7 protein-coding genes are annotated in these 21,423 nt (G+C 73.5%); all 7 read left to right on the top strand.

Annotation, left to right across the window (positions count from 1 at the left end):
* The coding region (locus ACTOQ2_RS42625) for a type I polyketide synthase (protein WP_440107527.1) at positions 1-6,949 on the top strand (6,949 nt) is incomplete at its 5' end.
* An 18-nt stretch (positions 6,950-6,967) separates the two neighbouring features.
* On the top strand, positions 6,968-8,587 hold the full coding sequence (locus ACTOQ2_RS42630) for a (2,3-dihydroxybenzoyl)adenylate synthase (protein ID WP_440107529.1): 1,620 nt from the start codon (positions 6,968-6,970) through the stop codon (positions 8,585-8,587).
* Positions 8,588-8,603: 16 nt separating this feature from the next.
* Positions 8,604-10,106 (top strand): isochorismate synthase, encoded by a 1,503-nt coding sequence (locus ACTOQ2_RS42635; RefSeq protein ID WP_440107531.1) that lies wholly within the window; start codon positions 8,604-8,606, stop codon positions 10,104-10,106.
* 30 nt (positions 10,107-10,136) lie between these two features.
* Positions 10,137-11,036: an ABC transporter ATP-binding protein gene (locus ACTOQ2_RS42640; protein WP_440107533.1), complete on the top strand. Its 900-nt coding sequence runs from the start codon at positions 10,137-10,139 to the stop codon at positions 11,034-11,036.
* Positions 11,033-11,806: an ABC transporter permease subunit gene (locus tag ACTOQ2_RS42645; RefSeq protein ID WP_440107535.1), complete on the top strand. Its 774-nt coding sequence runs from the start codon at positions 11,033-11,035 to the stop codon at positions 11,804-11,806. Before ACTOQ2_RS42640 ends, ACTOQ2_RS42645 begins: the two co-directional genes overlap by 4 nt.
* A 263-nt stretch (positions 11,807-12,069) precedes the next feature.
* Positions 12,070-12,960, top strand: coding sequence for an FG-GAP repeat domain-containing protein (locus ACTOQ2_RS42650; protein WP_440107537.1), 891 nt, complete (start codon positions 12,070-12,072; stop codon positions 12,958-12,960).
* A gap of 28 nt (positions 12,961-12,988) precedes the next feature.
* A partial coding sequence (locus tag ACTOQ2_RS42655; protein ID WP_440107539.1) for an SDR family NAD(P)-dependent oxidoreductase occupies positions 12,989-21,423 on the top strand: 8,435 nt, incomplete at its 3' end.

Genomic DNA, 21,423 nt, shown 5'->3' on the forward strand with positions numbered 1-21,423 from the left:
GGTCGACTGGGAGCGGGCCATCGCCCCGGCCCGGCCCAGCACCGTCGACCTGCCCACCTACGCCTTCCAGCACCAGCACTACTGGCCGGGCAGCGTCCAGACCAGCGGCGACCTCGCGCAGCTCGGCCTGGGGACCACCGGGCACCCGCTGCTCGCCGCGGCCGTGTCGCTGGCCGACGCGGAGGGCGTCCTGCTCACCGGCAGGCTGTCGCTGAAGACACACCCGTGGCTGGCCGACCACGCGGTCAACGGGCAGGTGCTCCTGCCGGGAACCGCCTTCGTCGAGCTGGCTGTACGGGCGGGTGACGAGGTCGGCTGCGACCTGCTGGAGGAGCTGACGCTCCAGGCGCCGCTGGTCCTGCCCGCCACCGGCGGCGTCCACGTGCAGATCGCCGTCGGCGCGCCCGACCAGGACGGCAGGCGCCCGCTGACCATCCACTCCCGCGCCGACGAGGAACCGTGGACCAGGCACGCGAGCGGCTTCCTCGCCCAGGACACCGTCGCGGCCACCTTCGCCGAGCCGTCCTGGCCGCCGCCGGGCGCGACGGCCCTGCAGGCGGGCGACGTGTACGAGCTGATGGCCGGGATCGGCGTCGACTACGGACCGGCCTTCCGCGGGCTGACCGCGGTGTGGTGCAGGGACCGGGAGATCTTCGCCGAGGTCGCGCTGCCGGAGGGCACCGCGGCCGGCGAGTTCTGCCTGCACCCCGCCCTCCTCGACGCGGCGATCCAGCCGCTCGCCGTGGGCGGCTTCTTCGACACCGAGGCCTCAGGGGCCTCAGGGGCCTCCGGCGGCCCGATGCTGCCGTTCGCCTGGACCAACGTGCGGCTGGCGGCCACCGGCGCCGCCGCCCTGCGCGTGCGGCTCTCGCCCGCCGGCACGAACGGCGTCCGCGTTGAGGTCGCCGACACCGCGGGCACGCCCGTCGCCTGCGTGGACTCGCTCGTCGTACGGGCACTGGCCGCCGGGGACCTCAAGGCGGGCACCGACCCGCTGCGCGACGCGCTCTTCGCCCTCGACTGGGTCGCGGCACAGCCCGTGGCGGCGGTCGAGCACGGCGAGCCCGGCGAGGCGCGCTACGTCATCGCCGGCGGCGACGGCTCGCGGCTCGGCACCGTCCTGGAGGCGGCCGGGGCCCAGGTCGGCGCGCCGGACCCGGACGGGCCGCTGCCAAGGCTGGCGTTCCTGCCCTGTAGCCCGGTCACCGGCGCCGACCCGGCGGACGGGGCGCGGGCGGCGACCACCGAGGTCCTCGCGGTCGCGCAGTCCTGGCTCGACCAGGACAGGTACGCCGACGTGCCCCTGGTCGTCGTCACCGAGGGAGTGGTGGCGGGCGACAACCTGCCCGGCGCCGCCGTGTGGGGGCTGATCCGCTCGGCGCAGTCGGAGAACCCGGGCCGCTTCGTCCTGCTGGACGTCGACGGCACGGACGCGTCGTGGCGAGCCGTCCCGGCCGCCGCGACCTCGGGAGAGCCCCAGGCCGCCCTGGTCGAGGGTGAGATCCTCGTCCCGAGGCTCGCCCGCCACCCGGTCGCCGAGACCGGTACCGAACCTGACGCCATCGAGACCGGCACCGGCTGGGAGGCCGGCGGGACCGTGCTGATCACCGGGGGCACCGGCACCCTGGGCGGCCTCGTCGCCCGCCACCTGGTGACCGGGCACGGCGTGCGGCGGCTGCTGCTGGCCAGCCGGCGCGGCCCCGACGCGGAGGGCGCGGCCCGGCTCGTGGCCGAGCTCGCCGAACTCGGCGCCGACGTGACCGTCGCCGCCTGCGACGCCGCCGACCGCGAGGCCCTCGCCGCCGTCCTGGCCACCGTCCCCGCGGAGCACCCGCTCACCGGGGTGGTCCACACGGCGGGCACGCTCGACGACGGCGTGCTGGCCACCCTGACGCCCGAGCGGATCGACGCCGTGCTGCGCCCCAAGGCCGACGCCGTGCTGAACCTGCACGAGCTCACCAAGGACCTGCCGATCTCGGCGTTCGTGCTGTTCTCCTCGGCCGCGGGCGTCTTCGGCGGCCCCGGCCAGGGCAACTACGCGGCGGCCAACGCGTTCGTCGACGCCCTCGCCGTACGGCGGCGCAGGCTCGGCCTGCCCGCCCTCTCCCTGGCCTGGGGCCTGTGGGAGCAGGACAGCGGGCTGACCGGCACCCTCAGCGACGTCGACCGGGCCAGGCTGGCCCGTACCGGAGTCGTCCCGCTGACCACCGAGGACGGCCTCGCCCTGCTCGACACGGCCTGCGCCGCCGACCGGGCGACGCTGGTCCCCATCCGGCTGGAGCTGCGCAACCTGCGGATGGCGGCGCAGTTCGGCGCGCTGCCCGCGATCCTGCGAGGGCTGGTCCCCGTCTCCAAGCGGCGGGTGGTCGGCTCCGACCCGGCCGCCGCGTCGCAGCTGCGCGAGCGCCTGGCCCGCCTGCCGGAGAGCGAGCACCACAAGATCGTGATGGATCTGGTGCTCGACCAGGTGGCGACCGTGCTCGGCTACCCCGACCCGAGCGCCGTGGAGCAGGACCGGCCCCTCAACGAGGCCGGCTTCGACTCGCTGACGGCGGTGGAGTTCCGTAACCGGATGAACGCGGCCACCGGGCTGCGGCTGCCCGCCACACTGATCTTCGACTATCCGACGCCCGTCGCCCTCGTCCAGTATCTGTGCGGCAGGCTCCTCGACGGCCCCAAGGCGGCCGTGTCCACTCACGGCGCGATCAGCGCGGAGGAGCCGATCGCCATCGTCGGCATGAGCTGCCGGCTGCCCGGCGGTGTCACCGGCCCGGACGACCTGTGGAACCTGGTGGCCGGGGAGGGCGACGCGATGTCGATGTTCCCCCCCGACCGCAACTGGAACCTGGACGAGCTCTACCACCCCGACCCGGAGCACCCCGGCACCACCTACGCGCGGGAGGCAGGGTTCGTCTACGACGCCACCGCGTTCGACCCGTCGTTCTTCAGCATCTCCCCGAGGGAGGCCGTCGCCATGGATCCCCAGCAGCGGCTGCTGCTTGAGGGCTCGTGGGAGGCGCTGGAGCACGCGGGCATCGACCCGGCCGCCGTGCGCGGCAGCAGCACGGGCGTGTTCGTCGGGCTGATGTACCACGACTACGGGGTGCACCTGCAGAACGTACCGAGTGACCTGGACGGCTTCGTCGGCACCGGCGTCTCGGCCGGTGTCGCCTCCGGCCGGGTGTCCTACGCCTTCGGCTTCGAGGGCCCGTCGGTCACCCTGGACACGGCGTGCTCCTCCTCGCTGGTCGCGCTGCACATGGCGATGCAGGCGCTGCGCAGGGGCGAGTGCTCGCTCGCGCTCGCCGGCGGCGTCACCGTGCTCTCCACCCCCGCGGTCTTCGTCGACTTCAGCCGCCAGCGCGGCCTCGCCGCCGACGGCCGCTGCAAGTCCTTCGCCGACGCGGCGGACGGCACCGGCTGGGGCGAGGGCGTGGGCATGCTCCTGGTGGAGCGGCTCTCCGACGCCCGCCGCAACGGCCACAAGGTCCTCGCGGTGGTGCGCGGCAGCGCGATCAACCAGGACGGCGCCAGCTACGGGCTCACCGCCCCCAACGGCCCCTCACAGCAGCGCCTGATCGAGCAGGCCCTGGCCGACGCCCGGCTGACCAACGCCGACGTCGACGCCGTCGAGGGACACGGCACCGGCACCACCCTCGGCGACCCGATCGAGGCGCAGGCCATTGTGGCCACCTACGGCCAGGACCGGCCGGAGGATCGGCCGCTGTGGCTCGGCTCGATCAAGTCGAACATCGGCCACACCCAGGCCGCCGCCGGTGTCGCGGGCATCATCAAGATGGTGATGGCGATGCGGCACGGCGTGCTGCCGAGGACCCTGCACGTGGACGAGCCGACCACGCACGTGGACTGGTCGGCGGGCGCGGTGCGCCTGCTCACCGAGGCCACGCCGTGGCCGGAGACCGCGAGGCCGCGCCGCGCGGGCGTCTCGTCGTTCGGGATCAGCGGTACCAACGCCCACGTCATCCTGGAGCAGGCGCCGGAGGAGCCCGCGGAGAAGCGGGACGCGCCCGAGCGCCCGCTGATCCCGTGGGTGCTCTCGGCCAAGACGCAGGACGCGCTCAAGGCCCAGGCGCGCAGGCTGCGCGGACACCTGGAGTCGTGGACGGAGCACTCGGCGGCCGACGTCGCCCGGTCCCTGGCCACGACGCGCTCCTCGTTCAAACGCCGGATGGTCGTGCTCGGCGCCACCCGCGACGAGCTCACCGCCGGGCTGGACGCCGTGCTGGCGCAGCGGCCGGCGGACAACGTGATCACCGGTTCGGCCGCCCGGGGCAGGATCGCCTACCTGTTCACCGGCCAGGGCAGCCAGCGGCAGGGGATGGGGGAGGAGCTGTACGCGGCCTACCCGGAGTACGCGGCGGCGTTCGACGCGGTGTGCGCCCGGTTCGACCGCCATCTCGACCGGCCGCTGCGCGACGTCATCACCGGTGACCCCGCGCTCCTCCAGCAGACCCGCTACACCCAGGCCGCCCTGTTCGCCGTCGAGGTGGCCCTGTTCCGCTGCCTGGAGGCCTGGGGGGTGCGCCCGGACTTCCTCGCCGGCCACTCCATCGGCGAGCTCGTCGCCGCGCACGTCGCGGGCGTGCTGTCACTGGACGACGCGGTCACGCTCGTGGCCGCGCGCGGCGGCCTGATGCAGGCGCTGCCGCCCGGCGGGGCGATGATCTCGGTGCGCGCGGCGGAGGCCGACGTGCTGCCGCTGCTGGCCGGGTACGAGGACAGGGCCGGCATCGCCTCGGTCAACGGACCGGCCTCCGTGGTCCTGTCCGGCACCGAGGAGAGCGTGCTGGAGCTGGCGGAGCTGCTGGCCGGGCGCGGGCACAAGACCAAGCGGCTCGCCGTCAGCCACGCCTTCCACTCACCGCTGATGGAGCCGGCGCTGGAGGGCTTCCTGAACGTCGCGAGAGAGCTGACCTACCATCCGCCCGCGATCCCCGTCATCTCCAACGTCACCGGCGAGCCCGCCACCACGGAGGAACTGACCTCGCCGGAGTACTGGGCCAGGCACCTGCGGCAGGCCGTGCGCTTCTGCGACGGGATCAGGACTCTGCAGAGCCGCGGCGTCACCACCTTCCTGGAGCTCGGCCCCGACGCCGTGCTGTCGGCCATGGTCGGCGACTGCGTACAGGGCTGGACCGGGGTGGCCGTCCCGGCGCTGCGCCGAGACCGGCCGGAGGCGGCCGCGCTGCTCGACGCGCTGGCGCGGGTCTCCGCGCACGGGACCGACGTCGACTGGGGCGCGGTCGTCGGCGCGGGCGCGACCGTGCAACTGCCCACCTATCCCTTCCAGCGGCAGCGCTACTGGCCCGACCCGCCCCCGGCGGGGACGGCCGTGGCGGCCGCACCGCCCGACAGGGAACTGTGGGACGCCGTCGCGCGCCAGGACCTGGACGGGCTGCTCGCCACCCTCGGCCTCGGCGCGGGAGCCACGCTGGACGACCTGCTGCCCGCGCTGGCCAGGCTGCACGGCGGCGGGAGCACCGGAGCCGAGCACGAGCATCTGCGCTACCAGCTCGGCTGGCAGCCGCTCACCGACCTGCCCGCGCCGGTCCTGTCGGGAACCTGGCCGGTGGTCGCGCCGGACGACTCCGCCGGAGCGGGCCGGGCGCTGGCGGCCGGGCTGGCCGCGCACGGCGCCGACACCGTCGTGCTCCCGGAGCCGCCCGCCTCCGACGCCGGGGTGGCGGGCGTCGTCTACCTGCTGCCGGAGGGCGCGCCCCTTCCCGAGATCGCGCCCGGCTCGGCGCCGGTCTGGGTGCTCACGCGGGGCGCGGTCCGGGTGTCGCCGTCCGACGGGGACGTCGTGCCGGTGACCGTACGGGCATGGGGCGCGCTCAGGACGGCGGCCCGCGACGGGCTGCTGCGGGACGGCGGGCTGGTCGACCTCCCGGCCAGGCTGGACGAGCACGTGCTGCGACAGCTGTGCGTGGTGCTCTCCGGCGTGACCGGGGAGGAGGAGCTGGCCGTACGGCTCGGCGGGGTGTTCGCGCGCAGGCTGCGACCGGCACCGTGCCGGGGGGCGGCGCTGGGGACGGAATGGCGGCCCAGCGGCACGGTCATGCTGGCCGGGCCGCTCGACGAGACCACCGCCGAGCTGGGCAGGTGGGCCGCGCGCAACGGCGCGGACCAGGTCGTCCTCACCGAGCCCGACGCCAGGCTCGCGGACGAGCCCGGCGTGGTCGTGCGGGCGATCGGCGACGGCCTCTCGGGTCTCCCGGTCCTCTCGGCTCTCCTGGATCTCCCGGTGACCGCCGTCGTCTGCACGACGCCGGAGGCGGCCCGGTTGTTCGACGAGCGGACCCGCTCGGCGGACCTGTCCGCCTTCGTCATGCTGGCGCCGGCGGGGGCGGCCTGGGGCGAGGACGGCGCGTCGGACCACGAGTACTTCAACGCGCTGGCCGCCGGGCGGCGCGAGGCGGGGCTGCCGGCGCTGTCCGGCGCGGTCGGCCTGAAGGAACCGGCCGACGCGGTCGCGGCCGTCCGCCACGCGCTGCGCCAGGGGGACACGACGCTCGTCGTCGCCGACCCGGACTGGATCGCGCTGGCCGCCGCGACGCGCTCCCGGCTGCTGGACGCCATCCCCGAGGCGGTGCTCCTCCAGGACGAGCCGGAGGACGTGGTCGACGGCGTCGCCGCCTTCCGCCGCCTGCTGGACGACAGCCCGGCCGAGGAGCACCACGGCATCCTGCTCGACGTGGTGCGCCGCCAGGCCGCCGCGATCCTGCAGTTCCCGCTGCCCGGCGCGGTCGAGCCCGACGCGGAGTTCTTCGAACTCGGCTTCTCCTCGATGGCCGCGGTGGAACTGCGCAACCGGCTCAGCGAGCTGACCGGCATCGCACTGGCCGCCGACGCGGTCTACGACTACCCGACCCCGGCCGAGCTGGCGGAACACCTGCTCGCCGAGGCCACGGCCTCGGCCGCGGGCTGAGAAGGAAAGGACGCCCCCGTGCTCGAAGGATTCACCCCCTGGCCCGAGGAGTTCGCGGAACGCTACCGGGCGGCGGGCCACTGGACCGATGAGAACCTCGGCGAGTTCCTGCGCCGGCTGGCCCGCTCCCACCCGGGGAGAACCGCCCTCGTGGCGGGCCCGCACCGGTGGACCTACGCCGAGCTGGACTCGCGCGCCGACCGGATGGCGGCCGGGCTGCACGAGCTCGGCATCGGCGCCGGAGACCGCGTCGTCGTGCAGCTGCCCAACCTGCCGGAGCTGGTGACGCTCTTCTTCGCGCTGTTCAGGATCGGCGCCCAGCCGGTCCTGGCGCTGCCCGCGCACCGCAGCAGCGAGATCACCTACTTCTGCGAGTTCACCGAGGCGGTCGCCTACGTCATCGCGGACACGCATCTCGGGTTCGACTACCGGGAGCTGGCCGCCGAGATCGTCGCCCGCGTGCCCACCGTCAAGCACGTCCTCGTCGCGGGCGACCCGGGTGGCGCGGGTGACCCGGGTAACTCGGCCGGCTTCGTGGCGCTGGGCGACGTACGGGGCGAGCGCCTGCCCGACCTGCCCCGCCCCGACCCGGCGGGGGTGGCGCTCTTCCTGCTGTCCGGCGGCACGACCGGCGTCCCCAAGCTCGTACCGCGCGCCCACCAGGAATGGAGCTACAGCGGGCGCGCGGTCGCCGAGGCCTGCGGCTACGACGAGAACACCGTCCATCTGGTGAACCTGCCGCTGAGCCACAACTGGCCGCTGACCCACGGGCTGCTGGCCACCTTCCACGCGGGCGGGACACTCGTGCTGGCACCGGGCCCCAGCCCGGACGAGGCCTTCCCGATCATCGAGCGCGAGCGGGTGACCGAGACCGGCCTCATTCCCGGCGCGGCCCTGCTCTGGATGGAGGCCGCCGAGTGGGGCGAGCACGACATCTCCAGCCTGCGCCGCGTGACCATCGGCGGCACGAAGCTGCAGCCCGAGCTGGCCCGCCGGGTGGAGCCCGCCCTCGGCTGCCGGCTCCAGCAGGCATTCGGCATGGCGGAAGGCCTGTGCGGCTTCCACCGGCCGGACGATCCGGCGGACGTGGTCCTGGTCAGCCAGGGGTTGCCCGTCTCCCCGGACGACGAGGTGAGGGTGGTGGACGAGGACGACAACGACGTCGCCCCCGGAGAGGTGGGCCAGCTGCTGGCGCGCGGGCCGTACACCACCCGCGGCTACTACCGGGCGCCCGAGCACAACGCGCGGTCGTTCACCGCGGACGGCTTCTACCGGAGCGGCGACCTGGTGCGGCTGCTGCCGACCGGGCACGTGATCTTCGAGGGCAGAGTGAAGGACCAGATCAACCGGGGCGGCGACAAGATCGCGGCGGAGGAGGTGGAGAACCACCTCCTCGCCCATCCGAACGTCCGCGAGGTCGCCTTCGTGGGCCTGCCCGACGAGATCCTCGGCGAGCGGAGCTGCGCCTGCGTCGTCCCCCGCGGCACGCCTCCGACGCTGGTGGAACTCACCGCGTTCCTGCGCGGGCGCGGCGTCGCGGCCTTCAAGTTCCCCGACCGCCTGGAGATCGTCGAGGCGCTTCCCGTCACGCCGCTCGGCAAGGTCAGCAAGAAGCAGCTCGTGGGCATGTTCGGTTAACAGAGGACGATTCTCCATGCACCAGCCAGACATCGATCCGCACCTGCCTGACATCGACCCGCGCACGCCGAACACCGATCCGTACCCGCCTGACATCGACCGGCGCCTGCCGGAGATCGACCTGGCCGGATTCCTGGAAGTGCACGCGAAGGCGACAGCCGAGGCGCGCAACAACGCGAGCAGGACCCTCGCGACCTGGCGCCAGGAGATCGACCCCGTCGATCCGGCCGGGCTCCTCGTGCCGGTGTTCGCGCGGACGAGGCGGGCGTTCGTCTGGATGTCGCCGGAGTCGAGCGTGATCGCGATGGGCAGCGCGGCCGACTTCGTCGAACGCGGCGCGGGCCGCTTCGCCGGCATCCGGACGAGCTGGGAGAGAACCGTCCAGAACGCGGTGACCGGCGGGCCGGGCCCGCGCGCCACGCCGTCGCTGGTCGGCGGCTTCGCCTTCGCCCCGCGGCCCGGACCGCTCCCGGAGGCGCTGATGTGGGTGCCCCGGATCCTGGTCGCCCGGGACCGGGACGGGCGGACCACGCTCGCGCTCAGCGTGAGCGTCGATCCCGGCGACCCCGTGCAGGACGACGTGGCGGGGGTGATCGCCCAGGCCTGCGGCCTGCTCTCCGCCGCGGGCGGGCGCCCGTGCCCCAGCCCCCACCTCGCCGGGACGACCGTCACGGAGATCCCGCCCGCCGCCGAGTGGAAGGCGCTGGTCGCGCGGGCGGCGGACCAGATCGGCCGTGGCAGGTTCGACAAGGCGGTCCTCGCCCGCCAGCTGCGCGTGAGCTCGCCCTGTCCCTACGACGTGCCGTCCGTGCTGGGGTCCCTGCTCGGCACGCGGTCCGGGACCACCGTCTTCGCCGTCGCGGCCGACGGGCACGCCTTCGTCGGCGCCACCCCGGAACGGCTGGTCGGCCTGCACGCGGGACGGGCCCGGTCGATGAGCCTGGCCGCGTCCATGCCGCGCGGCGCCACCCCTGCCGAGGACGCGCGGCTGCGCGCCGCCCTGCTGGAGGACGACAAGTGCCGGCGCGAGCAGCAGGTCGTCACCGAGATGCTCCGCCACGCCTTCGAGCAGGTGTGCCGGGAAGTCTCGGTGCCCGCCGAGCCGCACGTGCTCGACCTGCCGAACCTGCGCCACCTGCACAGCCGCATCGAGGGCGAGATCGCCGACCCGGAGAACACCAGCGTGCTCGACCTCGTCGAGCGGCTGCACCCCACCCCGGCCGTCGGCGGCCACCCCCGGAAGGGAACGCTCGACTGGATCGCCGCGACCGAGCCCTTCGACCGCGGCTGGTACGCGGGCCCGGTCGGCTGGATGAACGCCGACCAGGAGGGGGACTTCGCCGTGGCCCTCCGCTCCGCCCACCTGTACGAGGGGACCGCCACCCTCTACGCGGGGTGCGGGATCGTGGCGGGCTCCGACCCGGATGTGGAGCTCCAGGAGACCAGGCTCAAGTTCCGCCCTATGCTCGATGCCCTCGCCGTGCCCGCGTACGGGCCGGACGGGGCGGGAACCTCTTGATCGGGAAACACGCACGAGAGGCACGTGAACGTGATCCAGATAGACGGACTGACGAAGCGCTTCGGCGACAGGACAGCCGTGGACGACCTGACGTTCACCGTCGAGCCCGGCCGGGTCACCGGCTTCCTCGGCCCGAACGGAGCGGGCAAGTCGACGACCATGAGAATGATCCTCGGCCTCGACGCCCCGAACGCCGGGAGCGTGACGGTGAACGGCCACGGCTACGTGGGCGTGGCCAGGCCCATGCGTGAGGTGGGCGCCCTGCTTGACGCCCGCGCGCTGCACAAGGGCCGTACGGCACGCAACCATCTGCTCTGCCTCGCCCAGACCAACGGCCTCCCGGGCAACCGGGTGGACGAGGTGCTGGAGCTGGTCGGGCTGGAATCGGTGGCGCGCAAACGGGCCGGATCCTTCTCGCTGGGCATGGGCCAGCGGCTCGGGATCGCGGTGGCGCTCCTCGGCGACCCGAAGGTGCTGCTGTTCGACGAACCGGTCAACGGCCTGGATCCCGAGGGCATCAAATGGATCCGCGAGCTGATGCGCGGGCTGGCCGGGGAGGGACGCACCGTCCTGGTCTCCAGCCACCTGATGAGCGAGATGGCGCAGACCGCCGACCACCTCCTCGTCATCGGCAGGGGGAGGCTGATCGCGGACATCGGGATCGGTGAGTTCGTCCGGCAGGGCTCCAACGTGCTGGTGCGGACGGATGACAAGGACCTGCTCGTCCCCCACCTGGTGGAGGCGGGCGGCTCCGTCCAGGAAGGGACCGACGGCTCCTTCATCGTCACCGGGCTGGAGGCGAGGCGCATCGGCGAGGCCGCGCTGGCCGCCGGGGTCGTGCTGACGGAGCTGACACCACAACGCTCATTGGAGCAGGCTTACATGGATCTGACCCGCGACAGCGTCGAGTTCCAGGCGAGCGCGGCATGAGCGCCATCGCGGACACGATGCGGTCGGAATGGACCAAGTTCCGGACGATCCCGTCCAACGTTCCGATCCTGCTGGCGACCGTCGCCGTCATGGTGGGCGCGGGCGCGCTCACCGCCAACGGGGCGGCCAGGGGCTACCGGGAGGCGGGAGCGGCGTTCGACCCCACCTACATCAGCATGTACGGCGGGTTCCTGTTCGTCCAGATCGCCGTGGGCGCGCTCGGCGTGCTGGTGGTGTCCTCCGAGTACGCCACCGGGATGATCCGCACGAGCCTGACCGTGGTCCCGCGGCGAGGACGGCTGCTCGCCGCCAAGATCTGGACGTTCGGCCTGATCGCCCTGGTGATGGGGGAGATCGCCGCCTTCGGCGCGTTCCTCGTCGGCCAGACCGTGATCGGCGCCGCCGGAGCCCCGGCCGCGGCGCTCGGCCAGCCGGGCGTCCTGCGCGCCGTCGTCGGCATGGGGCTGATCTGGGCCCTGGTGGGGCTCACCGGCGTGGCACTCGGTTGCCTGCTGCGCGACACGATGGCCGCCACGACCGTGGTGGTGGCCGTCAACTTCATCATCCCCATCATCGGGCCCAGGCTCATGCCCGACGCCGTCGGAAACTGGGTGAGCACGTACTGGCCGATCGCGGCCGGCCTCCGGGTCACCACCACCGTCGACAACGCGGAACGGCTGGCACCCTGGACGGGGCTCGGTCTGATGGCCGCCTTCACCGCCGTCCTGCTGATCGTGGCCTTCGCGGTGTTCCGCTCGCGGGACGCCTGACGGCAGCGGTCCCGATACCCGACGCCTGACGTTCGGCACCGGCGCCGGGCGTCCGGCGCTCGACACCGACACCGACGTTCGACACCGACATCCGATGCTTGGCGCCCGACGCCCGGCGGTCGCCCAGGCCCGCCGGGCGTCGCCGTGTTCCCGCCCCCTAATGATGGTTCTACCAGCGCTTTTAGTGGCCCTTAGGGGTTACCCGTTTTCTCCCGCCTCGCGAATACTGAAGTTCGGTAAACCCGGCGGGAGGAGCTACAAGAATGGCACCGAATTTCGCGAACGGTCAGTGCCGGTCCTTCCGCGGAGACGGGCGGCCGGACCTGCTCGTACGAAACACGGAAACGGGCGAGCTCTTCGTCTATCCGCACAGCGGAGAATTCAACGGCACCGCCACATTCGATGAGCCGGTCAGTATCGGCGAGGGTTTCGGGTGGTGGCGTTTCTTCTTCGTCCGCGCGATCGACGCCACAGGGAACGGGCAGGCGGACATCTGCGCGTTCAGCGCCCACGAGTTCGACATCAACCCGGGCGAGAACGGCGAGCACGGCTTCTTCCTGCTGCGGAACCTCGGCGCCCCGGGTGAGATCGGCCCGTTCGACGAGCCGATCCGGGTGTCCGGCAGGCGCGACGACGGCCGGCAGTGGGAGACGATCGGGTTCGCCGACGTGACGGGCACCGGCACGGACGACACGTTCGGCCGGGGCAAGGACGCCGGCAACGTGGACGTGTTCCCCCACCGCGACCTGGGTGTTCTCCGCAACGAGACCTACGACAAGGATCCGGTGCGGCTCACCGAGATCGACGTCGACGACCTCCCCGTCGCGATGGCCGACTTCACCGGCAACGGCAACCTCGACCTGCTGATCCGGCGGGCCAACGGCGACCTCGCCCTCTACGAGTTCGACGGCAAGCCGGGCACGGCGACCGGGGGCACCTGGCACACCGTCGCCTGCGGCTGGCAGGACATGCGCCTCATGGCGCTCACCGACATCGACATGGACGGGCACCCCGACCTGCTCGGGCTGCACCAGGACGGCACGCTCGCCGCCTATCGGCACAGCGGGAAGTTCAATCCCGACTCTCCGCTGGAGCTTTTCCAGGAGCCGGTAACCGTCGCCACCGGATTCGGGATGTACGACGTCATCAGCTGATCACTCCGTCGGAATCTGGATAGGTTCAATGCAATTCGAACTCTCCTCCCGTACTTTTTCCGACGACGCGGTGGCGATCGTCGGCATATCCTGTCGCCTTCCCCACGCCCCCGATCCCGAATCCTTCTGGCGCCTTCTTCGCGATGGCCGTGACGCCATCACCGAGGTGCCGGACGGCCGGTGGAACTCGCCGGAGACCAGCTCGATGCGCGGCGGTTTCATCGACGGAATCGCCGAGTTCGACGCCGAGTTCTTCGGCATCGCGCCGAACGAGGCCGCGATGATGGACCCCCAGCAGCGGCTGGTCCTCGAGCTGAGCTGGGAGGCGCTCGAGGATGCGGGCATCGTCCCGGAGAGCCTGCGCGACACCGGCACGAGCGTCTACATCGGCGCCATGGCCGGCGACTACGCCCAGCTGCTCCAGGGCAACGTGTCCCGCCACAGCCTGACCGGCCTCAGCCGCGCCCTGCTCGCGAACCGGATCTCCTACACCCTCGGGCTGCAGGGCCCCAGCCTGACCGTCGACTCGGCGCAGTCGGCCTCGCTGACCGCCGTGCACCTGGCGTGCGAGAGCCTGCGGAACGGCGAGTCGGGACTCGCCATCGTCGGCGGCGTCAACCTCAACATCACCCCCGACAGCACGCTGGCCGCCGCCAGGTTCGGCGCCCTGTCCCCCGACGGCAGGTGCTTCACCTTCGACGCGCGCGCCAACGGCTACGTGCGCGGCGAGGGCGGCGGGATCGTCGTGCTCAAGCCGCTGTCCCGCGCGCTCGCCGACGGCGACCGGGTGTACTGCGTGATCGCGGGCAGTGCGGTCAACAACGACGGCGGGGGCGAGGGCCTCACCGTTCCCGACCAGCACGCTCAGGAGGAGGTCATCCGCCTGGCCTGCGAGCGTGCCGGGGTGAGCGCCGCCGACGTCCAGTTCGTCGAGCTGCACGGCACGGGCACCCGGGTCGGCGACCCCGTCGAGGCACGCGCGCTCGGCACCGCCATCGGCGCCGCGAGGGAGCCGGGCGCGCCGCTGCTCGTCGGCTCGGCCAAGACCAACGTCGGCCACCTCGAAGGGGCCGCGGGGATCGTCGGCCTCCTGAAGACCGCGCTGGCCATCAGCCACCGCGAGCTGCCCGCGTCGCTGAACTTCGAGACGCCCAACCCGCGGATCCCCCTCGACGAGCTCAACCTCCGGGTCAACACGGCGCTGAGCCCCTGGCCGCGCGCCGACGTGCCGCTGGTGGCCGGGGTCAGCTCGTTCGGCATGGGCGGTGCCAACTGCCACATGGTCCTCGCGGAGTACCCGCGGGAGGAACCCGCGCCGTCCGAGCCGTCTGCCTTGTCCGCGCCGCCCACACCCTCCGAGCCGTCTGCGCCGTCCGAGTCGTCCACGCCGCCTGCTTCGTCCGCGTCACCTGTGCCGTCTGCGCCGTCCGAGCCGTCTGTGCTGTCCGCGCAGCCCGCCGGGCCGCTGATCGTGCCGCTGTCCGGGCAGAGCGAGGCCGCGCTGCGCGGCCAGGCCGCGCGGCTGCGCGAGCACCTGCTCGCCACCCCCGGCGCCGATCCCGTGGACGTCGCCTACTCGCTGGCCACGACGCGCACGGCGTTCCCCTTCCGGGCGAGCGTCGTTCTGGAGGAGCCGGAGCGCCTGGCCGACGTACTCGGGCAGCTGTCCCGCGGCGAGCTCGCCACCGAGATCGTGACGGGCCGGCCGCGCACCGGCGAGATCGCCTTCCTCTACGCGGGGCAGGGCAGCCAGCGCCGCGGCATGGGACGCGAGCTGTACGGCACGTACCCCGTCTTCGCGCGGGCCCTCGACGAGATCGCCGCCTGTTTCGAGGGCGACCTGCTCGAAGCGATGTTCACCGACCCCGGCGAGCGGCTCCACGAGACGGGGACGACCCAGCCCGCCCTCTTCGCCTTCGAGGTCGCCCTCACCCGGCTGTACGAGCACTGGGGCATCCGCCCCGACCGGCTCATCGGCCACTCCATCGGCGAGATCGCCGCCGCGCACATCGCCGGCGTGCTGTCGCTGGAGGACGCCTGCGCCCTGGTCTCGGCGCGCGGCAAACTGATGCAGGACCTGCCGTCCGGCGGCATGATGGTCGCCGTCCAGGCCACGGAGGAGGAGATCCTCCCCCTGCTCGACGCCTCGGCGAGCATCGCCGCGATCAACGGGCCGGAGTCCCTGGTCGTCTCCGGCGCGGAGAGCCGCGTCGCCGAGATCGCCGAGGAGATGCGCGAGCGCGGTCGCAAGGTCCGCCGCCTGCGCGTCAGCCACGCCTTCCACTCGCCGCTGATGGATCCGATGCTGGCCGAGTTCCGGCGGGTGGCCGAGTCGCTCACCTACCACGAACCGGTCATCCCGATCGTGTCCAACCTCACCGGCGCCACCGCGTCCGCCCGGGAACTGTGCTCACCCGACCACTGGGTCAGGCATGTGCGCGAGGCCGTGCGGTTCGGCGACGGCATCCGTGCCCTGGCGGCCGCGGGCGTGAGCACGTTCGTGGAGATCGGTCCGGGCGCCGTCCTGTCCGCGATGGGGCAGCAGTGCCTGCCGCCGGACGCCGGCGCGCTGTTCGTCACCACGCTGCGGGACGGACGGCCGGAGCCTCTCACCGCGGGCCTCGCGCTCGCCGCGCTGCAGGCCGGTGGCGCCGAGGTGAACGCGGAGGCGCTGTTCCCCGGCGCCCGGCGCGTCCCGCTGCCCACCTACGCCTTCCAGCGCACGCGCCACTGGCTCACCGACACCGCCCCGCAGTCGCCCGCCGCCGGATCCGACGACACCCGGCCGCTCACCGGCCGCCTGGCCGGGCTGGCCGGACCGGAACGGGAGCAGGTGCTCCTCGACCTCGTACGGACCTGCGTCGCGCTCGTGCTCGGCCACGCCACCACCGCGACCGTGGACGCCGGCACCGCCTTCAAGGCGCTCGGATTCGACTCCTACAGCGCGGTCGAGCTCAGGAACAGGCTCAACACCGCCACCGGCCTGATGCTGCCGACCTCGCTGCTGTTCGACTACCCCACGCCGGCCGCGCTCGCCGCGTTCCTGCGCGCGGAGCTGACGGGTGACTCCGCGGACTCCGCGCCGGTGCCGGCCGCGGAACGGGCCGTCGGCCACGACGAGCCGATCGCGATCGTCGGCATGGCCTGCCGGTTCCCCGGCGGCGTGGTCTCCCCCGACGACCTGTGGAAGCTGGTGATCTCGGAGGGGGACGCGATCGGGGAGTTCCCCGTCGATCGCGGCTGGGATCTGGGCGGGCTGTACGACCCGGACCCCGACAACAGCGGCACGTCCTACGCCCGGCACGGCGGATTCCTGTACGAGGCGGCGGAGTTCGATCCCGGCTTCTTCGGCATCTCGCCGCGCGAGGCGCTGGCCATGGACCCGCAGCAGCGGCTGCTGCTGGAGACCTCGTGGGAGGCGATCGAGCGGGCCGGGATCGACCCCGGCCGGTTGCGCGGGAGCCGTACCGGGGTGTTCGCCGGCGCGACGGCCCAGGACTACGGTCCCAGGTTGCACGAGGCCACCGGGAACGCCGAGGGCTACGTCCTGACCGGGACCACCAGCAGCGTGATCTCCGGGCGCGTGGCGTTCTCGTTCGGGTTCGAGGGCCCGGCGGTCACGGTGGACACGGCGTGCTCGTCGTCGCTGGTGGCGCTGCACCTGGCCGCGCAGTCGCTGCGGTCGGGCGACTGCGACCTCGCTCTCGCGGGCGGCGCGACCGTGATGGCCTCGCCCGGCATGTTCGTGGAGTTCTCCCGCCAGCGTGGCCTGTCGCCGGACGGGCGCTGCAAGGCGTTCTCCGCGGAGGCCGACGGCACCGGCTGGGCCGAGGGTCTCGGCATGCTGCTCGTCGAGCGGCTCTCGGACGCCGAGCGCAACGGCCACCGGGTCCTCGCCGTCATGCGCGGCAGCGCGATCAACCAGGACGGCGCGAGCAACGGCCTCACCGCCCCCAACGGCCCCTCCCAGCAGCGCCTGATCCGCCAGGCCCTGGCCAACGCGAACCTGTCGGCGGCCGACGTCGACGCGGTCGAGGCCCACGGCACCGGGACCATGCTCGGCGACCCGATCGAGGCCCAGGCCATCCTGGCCACGTACGGCCAGGACCGGCCGGAGGATCGGCCGCTGTGGCTGGGGTCGCTGAAGTCGAACATCGGTCACGCGCAGGCCGCCGCGGGTGTCGGCGGTGTGATCAAGATGGTGATGGCGATGCGGCACGGCACGCTGCCGCGCACGCTGCACGCCGAGGAGCCGTCGCCGCACGTTGACTGGTCGACGGGCGCCGTCGAGCTGCTGACCGAGACCCGCCCGTGGGACGTCGAGGACCGCCCGCGCCGCGCGGCGATCTCCTCCTTCGGCATCAGCGGCACCAACGCGCACGTGATCATCGAGCAGGGCCCGGCGGAGGCCGAGGCCGATGCCGTCGAGCTGCCCGTCACGCCCTGGCTGATCTCCGCGAAGAGCCCGGAGGCGCTGCGGGCGCAGGCCGGGCGGCTCGCGTCATGGATGACGCCGGACACGCCGATCGCCGCGACCGGCGCCGCCCTGGCCGGTGACCGCGCGCTGCTGGAACAGCGCGCGGTGGTCGTCGGCGCCGACCGCGAGGAACTGCTGGCGGGCCTTCGGGCACTGGCCGGGCGTACGGCGGCACCCGACGTGGTGACCGGCAGCGGCCACGGCGGCAGGCTGGCCCTGCTGTTCACCGGGCAGGGCAGCCAGCGGCTGGGCATGGGCCGCGACCTGGCCGCCGCCTTCCCGGTGTTCGCCGAGGCGCTGGAGGAGATCTGCGCCCTGCTGGACGGGCAGTTGCCGCACCCGCTCCGCGAGACGATGTTCGCCGACCCCGGCGGCGTGCTCGACGAGACGCTGATGACCCAGCCCGCCCTCTTCGCCTTCGAGGTCGCGCTCTCCCGCCTGCTGAGCTCCCTGGGTGTCACCCCGGACGTCGTGACCGGCCACTCCGTCGGCGAGATCGCCGCCGCCCACGTCGCGGGAGTCTTCTCCCTGGCCGACGCCTGCACGCTGGTCGCGGCACGGGCCAGGCTGATGCAGGCGCTTCCCCCGGGCGGGGCGATGCTCGCGATCGCCGCGTCGGAGGCCGACGTGCTGCCGTTCATCGAGGGACGCGAGGACCAGGTCGCCATCGCGGCCGTCAACGCGCCCACCTCGGTGGTGATCTCCGGTGTGGCGGCCGTGGTCGAGGAGATCGCCCAGCGGGTCACCGTGCGCACGCGCCGGCTGCGGGTCTCGCACGCTTCCCACTCGCCGCTGATGGAGCCGATGCTGGCCGAGTTCGGGCGGATCGCGGCCACCGTCATCTACCACGAGCCCCGCATCCCGGTCGTCTCCGCCGTCACCGGCGACCTCACGACCCCCGGACAGCTCACCGACGCCCGGTACTGGGTCGAGCACGTGCGGCGGCCGGTCCGCTTCGCCGACGCGATCAGCGCCACCGAGGCGAGCGTCTTCCTGGAGGTCGGCCCCGAGGGCATCCTGACCGGCCTGGCCCAGCAGACGCTCGCCGACGGCGTGTTCGTCGCGGCCGCGCGCAAGGAGCGCGAGGAGACCCGCACCTTCGTACAGGCCCTCGGCCGGCTCCACGCCTGCGGCACCACCGTCGACTGGGACACCTACTTCGCCGCGGTCCCGGCCGCGGCCCGTGGCGTCGAGCTGCCCACCTACGCCTTCCAGCGCGAGCGGTACTGGCTGGAGGCCGGCGGTCCCGGCGGCGTGCCCACGGAACACGTCGGGCTGTTCGCGGTCGACTGGGTCCCGGTTCCGGCCACCGGCGGCGCCCCCGCCTCCGATGACGTGTTCCTGGACTGGGTGGACGAGGACGAGCGGGACGAGACGGGTGAGCGGGACGAGACCGCGCGGGCACGCGCGGCCGTGCTGCGTGTGCTCTCCGCCGTCCAGGACCGGCTCGCCGGTGACCACCCCTCGTCCTCGCGACTGGTGATCATCACCAGGGGCGCGACCGGCGAGGAGACCGACCTGGCCGCGACGGCCGTCTGGGGTCTGGTGCGGTCCGCGCAGACCGAGTACCCCGGCCGGTTCGTGCTGCTCGACCACGACGGCACCGCGCAGGACCTCATCGCCGCCGCCCTCGCCTACGACGAGCCGCAGCTGGCGGTACGAGAAGGAAGGATCTTCGTCCCCCGGCTGGCCAAGCGCGACCTGCCGCCGGGGGAGGCGCCGTGGACACCCGGCGGCACCGTCCTGGTCACCGGCGGCACGGGCGGGCTGGGGCGAGTGGTCACCCGGCACCTCGTCACCGCGCACGGCGTACGCGACCTCGTGCTGCCCACCCGCGACCCGCGGGCGGCCGGAGCCGTCGAGCTGGCGGCGGAGCTGGCCGCGCTCGGCGCGCGGGTCGAGCTGACCGCGTGCGACCTGTCCGACCGCGACGCGCTGGCCGCGCTCGTCGACTCCTGCCGGGAGCTGACCGGGGTCGTGCACATCGCCGGCGTCCTGGACGACGGCGTCGTCTCGGCCCTGAGCCCGGAACGGCTCGACGCCGTGTGGCGGACCAAGGCCGAGGCCGCCTGGCTCCTGCACGAGCTGACCCGCGACCGCGACCTGTCGGCGTTCGTGCTGTTCTCGTCGTGCGCGGGCACGCTGGGCAGCGCGGGCCAGGCCAACTACGCCGCGGCCAACGCGTTCCTGGACGGTCTGGCCCGGCACCGCCGTACGCTCGGCCTGCCCGCGACGGCGCTCGCGTGGGGCCTGTGGGACAACTCCTCGGAGTTCGGCGGCATGGGGGCGACGCTCGCCACGGCCGACCTGGCGCGGTGGGCACGGCTGGGCGTCGCCCCGCTGCCGCCGGACCAGGCGCTCGCGCTCTTCGACGCGGCGCTCGCCGCGTCGGCGGAGACGGCGCTTCCCGCGCGGCTGAGCCTCGCGAAGGTCGCCGACCCGGCGCCCGCGATGCTGCGCGCCCTGCTGCGCAAGCCGATCGAGCGCCGCGCGGCCGGTGCGTCCGGCGACGTGGCACTCGGGCAACTGCTGCGCGAGATGAGCCCGGAGGAGCAGGAACGCACGCTCCTCGACCTGGTCCGCGGCCAGGCGGCCCTGGTGCTCGGACACGTGACACCGCACGTGATCAGCGCGACGGGCGCGTTCAAGGACGCGGGCTTCGACTCGCTGACCGCGGTCGAGCTCAGGAACAGGCTCAACGCGGCCACCGGCCTGCGGCTGCCGAGCTCGCTGCTGTTCGACTACCCGTCACCGACGGTGCTGACGGAGTACCTGAGGACGGCACTGCTCGGCGACACCACCGCGGCGTCCTCGGTGGTCCGGACGGCCGGATACGACGAGCCGATCGCGATCGTGGGGATGGCCTGCCGGTTCCCCGGCGGTGTGACCTCGCCCGAGGGCCTGTGGGACCTGGTGGCCGCCGGTTCCGACGTGGTCGGCGAGTTCCCCACCGACCGCGGCTGGGACCTGGACCGGCTGTTCTCCGGCGACCCGGACGACCGGGGCACCTCCTCCACCCGGTACGGCGGGTTCCTCTACGACGCGGCCGAGTTCGACGCGGGATTCTTCGGTATCTCGCCGCGCGAGGCGCTCGCGATGGACCCGCAGCAGCGGCTGCTGCTGGAGGCGTCGTGGGAGGCGATCGAGCACGCCGACATCGACGCGGCGGAGCTGCGGGGAAGCCAGACCGGAGTGTTCACCGGCATCGCCCCCATGGAGTACGGGCCGCGGCGCTTCGAGGGCGCGGAGTCCGTGGAGGGATACCTTCTCACCGGCGGCCTGGCCAGCGTCGCCTCCGGCCGGGTGTCGTACACCCTGGGCCTGGAGGGTCCGGCGGTCACGGTCGACACGGCGTGCTCGTCGTCGCTGGTGGCGCTGCATCTGGCCACGCAGGCGCTGCGTACGGGTGAGTGCGATCTGGCGCTCGCGGGCGGAGTGATGGTGATGGCCTCACCCGGCACGTTCGTGGAGTTCTCCCGCCAGCGCGGCCTGTCGGCGGACGGGCGCTGCAAGGCGTTCTCCGCGGAGGCCGACGGCACCGGCTGGGCCGAGGGCGTCGGCGTTCTGCTGGTCGAGCGGCTGTCGGACGCTCGCCGCAACGGCCACCGGGTGCTCGCCGTGGTCCGCGGCAGCGCGATCAACCAGGACGGTGCGAGCAACGGCCTGACCGCCCCCAACGGCCCGGCGCAGCAGCGGGTGATCCGCCAGGCGCTGGCCAACGCGGGCCTGTCGACGGCGGATGTCGATGTGGTCGAGGCGCACGGCACGGGAACGGTGCTGGGCGACCCGATCGAGGCCCAGGCGCTGATCGCCACGTACGGCCAGGACCGGCCAGAGGGCCGGCCGCTGTGGCTGGGTTCGTTGAAGTCGAACATCGGTCACGCGCAGGCGGCCGCCGGTGTCGGTGGCGTGATCAAGATGGTGATGGCGATGCGGCACGGGACGCTGCCGCAGACGCTGCATGTTGACGCGCCGTCGCCGCACGT

Origin of the sequence: Streptosporangium sp. H16 (genome assembly GCF_051918855.1) — a bacterium.
In the GTDB taxonomy this organism is placed as follows: domain Bacteria; phylum Actinomycetota; class Actinomycetes; order Streptosporangiales; family Streptosporangiaceae; genus Streptosporangium.